This window comes from Agarivorans sp., from assembly GCF_050295395.1.
In the GTDB taxonomy this organism is placed as follows: Bacteria; Pseudomonadota; Gammaproteobacteria; order Enterobacterales; family Celerinatantimonadaceae; genus Agarivorans.
In genome coordinates, this window is sequence record NZ_JBNKPP010000119.1 from 1 (window position 1) to 5,528 (window position 5,528).

7 protein-coding genes are annotated in these 5,528 nt (G+C 48.2%); all 7 read right to left on the bottom strand.

Going from position 1 to position 5,528, the window contains the following annotated elements:
- The coding region (locus tag ACQY6Q_RS06970) for an aminotransferase class V-fold PLP-dependent enzyme (protein ID WP_427979503.1) at positions 1-894 on the bottom strand (894 nt) is incomplete at its 3' end.
- A 10-nt stretch (positions 895-904) separates the two neighbouring features.
- Positions 905-1,765, bottom strand: coding sequence for a Fe-S cluster assembly protein NifU (gene nifU, locus ACQY6Q_RS06975; RefSeq protein WP_427979505.1), 861 nt, complete (start codon positions 1,763-1,765; stop codon positions 905-907).
- Between the two features lie 310 nt (positions 1,766-2,075).
- Positions 2,076-2,513 (bottom strand): SoxR reducing system RseC family protein, encoded by a 438-nt coding sequence (locus ACQY6Q_RS06980; RefSeq protein ID WP_427979507.1) that lies wholly within the window; start codon positions 2,511-2,513, stop codon positions 2,076-2,078.
- A 12-nt stretch (positions 2,514-2,525) separates the two neighbouring features.
- The gene (gene fdxB / locus ACQY6Q_RS06985) at positions 2,526-2,831 is read right to left on the bottom strand and encodes a ferredoxin III, nif-specific (RefSeq protein ID WP_427979509.1); all 306 of its coding nucleotides are present in this window, start codon (positions 2,829-2,831) and stop codon (positions 2,526-2,528) included.
- Positions 2,832-2,873: 42 nt separating this feature from the next.
- Positions 2,874-3,332: a NifB/NifX family molybdenum-iron cluster-binding protein gene (locus tag ACQY6Q_RS06990; RefSeq protein WP_427979512.1), complete on the bottom strand. Its 459-nt coding sequence runs from the start codon at positions 3,330-3,332 to the stop codon at positions 2,874-2,876.
- A 15-nt stretch (positions 3,333-3,347) separates the two neighbouring features.
- Complete coding sequence (nifN, locus tag ACQY6Q_RS06995; protein WP_427979514.1) at positions 3,348-4,730, bottom strand: nitrogenase iron-molybdenum cofactor biosynthesis protein NifN; 1,383 nt, start codon at positions 4,728-4,730, stop codon at positions 3,348-3,350.
- A 1-nt stretch (position 4,731) separates the two neighbouring features.
- The coding region (locus tag ACQY6Q_RS07000) for a nitrogenase component 1 (protein WP_427979516.1) at positions 4,732-5,528 on the bottom strand (797 nt) is incomplete at its 5' end.

Consider the following 5,528-nt stretch of genomic DNA (forward strand, 5'->3'; position numbering starts at 1 on the left):
AGGATCGCCAGTAACAAAACAGTTAGGAATACGTGCCAATAGGCCCATTTCCAGCCGGTCACGCATCATTTTAATGCGTGCGCTATCTTGCTCCATGGCAATGGTGGCTAGCTCTGCCGCCTTACCCAAACCCACAATACCGCTACAGTTTTCGGTACCGGCGCGGCGACCGCGCTCTTGATGACCACCGCGCAGTAGCGGTCTGAATTTAGCGCCACGACGTAAATACAAGGCACCAACACCCTTGGGTGCATGAAACTTATGACCAGAAATCGATAATAGATCGATGCCACTGTCGGCTACTTGAATAGGTAACTTACCCGCCACCTGAACAGCGTCGGTATGAAATAGTATGCCATGTTGCTTGGCTAGCTCGGCCATGCCGCGAATAGGGAATAAACTGCCGGTTTCGTTGTTAGCCCACATAAAGCTGGCGATGGCCACGTTGGGGCTAAGCGCTTGTTTGTAGGCTTCCATATCTAAACGGCCGCGCTTATCTACACCGATCCAATGTACTGTATAACCTTTGCGCTCCAACATTTGGCAAAGCTCTAAAGTAGCAGGATGCTCGATCACCGAGGTGATGATCTCTTTGCGATTTGGAAAGGCTTCAATGGCCGAATTAATCGCCGTAGCAGTCGCCTCGGTAGCACAAGAGGTAAAGATCACTTCGCTACTGTGAGTGGCTCCAATCAGTTTTTGTACCTGTACTCGAGCCCGTTCTATGGCCTTACCCACTTGCTCGCCAAACTGATGGATAGATGAAGGATTGCCGTAAAATTCACTCAGATAAGGCAGCATTTCCTGTAGTACTTCAGGGGCTACTTGGGTGGTGGCGTTATTGTCTAAGTAAGCCAGCTGAGTATTGGAGTTAAGCGTGGTAATTGTGCTCATAATCTTTTCCTTAAGCTACGCTAGCTGAGCCAGTGGGGTAAACAGTAATGTTTTCGCCAAGAACTTGGCTGATTTTTTGTTCAATCATCGCAATAGTTGCGGCCGATAAGCCACATCCTGAGCAAGCACCGGTGAGGGTGATAAACACCATGTCGTCTTCCACATCCGATAGCTGCACATCGCCGCCATCGGCTTGCAGCTGTGGGCGAACTTGGTCTAGGGCTTGTTCAATTAAGCGGATCCGACCAACAATGGTATTAGCAGTACTGGCCGCAGGTGCTGGCGCTTCTGGCTCGGCCAAAGGCGCGCCTAAACATTCTTCCAATACCCATTCAATTTTTTCGTGGCAAGCCGCACAAGCGCCGCCTGCTTTGGTGTAGTTAATCACCTCTTCTAAGGTTTCGAGTTTGTTTTGCGCTACCACACGTTTAATCAGTGCATCGTCAATCGCAAAACACTTACAAATCAACTCACCTTCTTCATGTTCTTCGGCGACTTCTTCGCCACGATACTGCGCTACAGCAGCATGTAAGGCTTCCATGCCCATCACCGAACAATGCATTTTTTCTGGTGGTAGGCCATCTAGATAATCTGCAATATCTTGGTTGGTAATGGTCATGGCTTCGTCGATAGTGCGACCAATGATCATTTCGGTTAAGGCCGATGACGAGGCAATCGCACTGCCACAACCAAAGGTTTGAAATCCGGCATCTTCAATAACGTCGGTATCAGGATCCACTTTAAGGCTTAGTCTTAAAGCATCTCCACAAGAGATAGAGCCAACATCACCAATTGCGTTTGCATGGTCTACTGCCTTGGCATTTTTAGGTGTAAAGAAATGCTGTTTTACTTTTTCTGAATAGTTCCACATACGCTACCCCACTGTTTGTTCTTAATTTGGTGGTTTTAATTGGTGGTGGTAATAACCCGTTGTGAAGAGACAACATTACTGTTCTAGACAGAGTGTTGATAAGCCATTGGGAACCTAAAACACAGCGTTTCTTGCTCGTAGACAGTAAACTCATCAACAACGGGTTAGTACCTACAGTTACTGTTGCAAAGCTAATACCGTTCTGTGAAATATTTTAAGGCGCTGAAATTAAAGGATTTTTATTGTAATAACGCGGTATTTAGATGTGAGTTAAGTCACATTAACGGAGAGTGTTGTTAGATTTGCGACACTAGTTTGTCGCTTTTAGCGACAAGTGTAATTTGAGTTGTTGTTTTAATGAGCGGCCAAGGCGGCGACTCAAGATTAAGCCCAAAAGAAAGCCAACAGCACTGCCGATAATGGTTAAATAATCAACCTGCGCGGGTAACACCGAAGCGAATAGCAGATTAAACAATAAAGCCCCACCCACTAAGCCCAACAAAGCGGGACCTAACATTACCAACACCGCTTTAAGTAAAAAGCTATCCTGGCAATGTAGGTTAATTTGCTGACCAACAGCATAGTTATCATTAGCCTCAAGCTCGGCAAGTAACAGCTTGCTTTGCTCGTGACTCACCGTGACACAGGTATCCTTACTGGCACAGGATGAACAAGTACTTTGGCGTTGTCCTTCCAACACTACTTTGTTATCTGACAAACTGCGGACCGTTAAGCTTACCTGAGGCATGATAACTCCTAATTACAGCAACGCGCTGGCTGGCGTATGGGTGTGGCAGTTTTTAGCGCATACCGTAGAACACGCTGCACAACCGATACAATCACCGGCATTTTTCAGGCTCATCACCATCACTACATCATCTTCGTAATCATCGTAAGCGTCATCATCTTCATCGATTTCTTTTTCAACTAAATCAAACACATCACGAGGGCAGACTTTGTAACAACGGCCACAACCAATGCAGGCATTTTGATCAAGGGCTGTAACAAACTGAGGCTCCCAAGGGGTGCCGTCCCGGGTTAAACCCATGTAGTTCTTTTCACTCATTTCTCTTTCCTTAGTTTATAAAAAATCCTTTCCAAGACGCTGCTACCAAGGCTCGTCGAGCAGCTCGTTAAGCCGTTCTAGCTGCAACTCTGGCTGTTGTTTACTCTTCATCCATGGCAGTGGCTGCTGCACAAACTGCTGGTGGATGTTGTTTAATAGGCTGCTTAAATCAACATTGCTATCTACCATCATGCTGCGCACCCCTGCTTGTTGCAGCATTTGGTTAGCGCTGTGGCCGCAGGCATTGCTAAATACCGCAGCACATTGGCTTAAGGCTTCGATTCGCTCACTTAAACGGCCCTTATCGTGGCCGGGCTTGGCCCGTTCAAACTGCAGCGCTTCTAGTAATTGAATATGCTGTTCGCCAAAGCCATAGATTAGAAAGGTGTGAGCACTGCCAAAATGTTGATCAACCCATTGCTTGCTCTCACTGGCAAAGGCCACCATAAAGGCGTGCTCACGCTGCTGATTGTCTTCGATAACGGTGAGCTTTCGTTCCATCTCTTCACCCTCTAGTTAATTAATCGCGGTTTGCAGGCAGCTTTCGGGTTCAAAGCGGTAATCACTGTAATGTGCCGCCACTTCATCTTGATGATGCGCTTTAAGCAAATTGGCCATGGCGAATAAACGCGCACGTGCTCCTTCATAACCCACTTGCAAGATATCGCTATTGCCATAATGGTCGTGACAAGGGAAACCCGCACGCAGTACCGGCGTTATAGGCTCACATAAATTGGCGCAATGGGTATTGCCTACCACCAAGGCATAATCGGCCACTCGTTCACTTAAATCTGACAAATCCCCCACTACCACCTGTTTAGCCTTAAGCTGTTTTAGCGCTGGCAAATTTATGGTGGTAACGCAGGTATCGAGCACCGCACCAACCTCACTGAGAAGCTGGCTATAACCTAAGGCAGCATCAGGCTCTAAGGCCATGGCACAAGAACTGGCAGATAAAATAAAGTGGCAGTCGAGTAAGGCGTCTTGCAGGCGTTGGCGCTGGCGGGTAAGCCATTGCGGCACCGCTTTGCCCGACAGTTGGCTTAACAGCATCACCAACTTGTCGGTTTCTTGCATGCCCATGGCCATGCCAACAAAGTGACTGGGTACCGCGAAGTGTTTCTCTAGAATGTTTGCCGCGCCACGCATCGACTCGCCAACTACAATACTGGCAGCACTATTGGCTAAGGCCGATAGCTGGCTTAGTTTGGTGCCGCCAGTGGTGGTGACCGCAAAATCCCCCGCCGCTAAATGACCATCTAAGGAGTCGCTCAATTTAGGAACAAATATTGGGCTAAAGCCAAAGGCTTCGCAGTAGCGTTCAATTAATTCCACATCAGCGCTAGTTAAAGCCACCGAACAAAATACATTAAGCTGCTCGGCACAAGTCGCTTTAGGCTGAATAACATCGCTTTTGTCCACTAACAATTGTTGAATGCAGGCTTCCACAGCCGAAGCAAATCCGGTTTGCATAGAACCGCTAAAATCTGGTGTGGTGACTGTCACGACTTGAGTAGCGGCAAACTGCGGACAAGCTTGGCGAAACTCGCGCACCACTCGTTCTAAGTCGCAACCCTGCATTTCGGTTAAACCGGTGGTCATCACCATGATCAGCTCAGACTGATGCTTTTCGCACAATAACTTAATGGCCTGAAATAAGTTGTCGTCGCCGCCCATCACCGCCGCGATTTGGTCAATAGCGGTGTTTTGCAAAGGAATAGGTTCGCGAAAATGCTGAATAAGATAAACCTTGGCAAAGGCACCACAGCCCTGAGAGCCATGCATTAAGGGAATGGCCTTGCCTAGCCCCATACACGCTAAAGTTGCACCAGTAGCGGCGCTGGTTTTTAAGGGCTGCTCAACTAAGGCACTACGTTTGACATGAATTGAAGGTTTCATCTTATTGTTGCTCCTTGTTGTCACTCAGCGCTGAATCGTCTAACCACGGGGCTGAACTGGTCACTAAGGGCCAAATGGCACTTTCTAGGGTGCGGCAGAGTTCTTCAGCAAAAGTCAGCATGCCTTGATAACCGGCATAGGCGTGTTCGCGCTCTTGGTTAATATCTAAAAACGGCAGGCGGGCTTTCAGCGCGGTATACATGTTACGGCCACCGGCTATCATCAAATCGGCCTGATGTTGATAGGCGGTATCCAGTAGATTACGTGCCCCGCCTTCATCCAGCATTAAGGCATCGTCGCCCATTATTTCTTGAATGCGGGCTTTGTCGGCAGCAGTAGATTTTTTAGTGCCGGTCGCTACTACGGTAATGCCTAATTCTTGCAAGGCAGAGACTATCGACCAAGACTTCACCCCGCCGGTATAAAGCAAGGCTTTCTTGCCGCTTAAGCGTGCAACATAGGGTTTTAATTGCTCACGGATCTGGGCTTCTTGTTCGGCAATTAATACTTCGGTTTCCACCACTAACTGCGGATCGTTGACCAACTTAGCGAAGTTTCTTAAGGATGCCGAGGTATCTTCTATGCCATAAAAGCTGCCTTCAAACCAAGGAATGTTCCAGCGTTCTTGTAGCATGCGCGCCACATTAATCTGCGCACGCGAACACACTACCATGGCGGCGTCGGCGCGGTGCATGGTTTGAATCTCGTGGAAACGGGTATCGCCAGACATACAGCTGAGAACCCGATAACCAAGGCGCTCTAACAAGGGGGACACATGCCAAAACTCACCGGCAATGT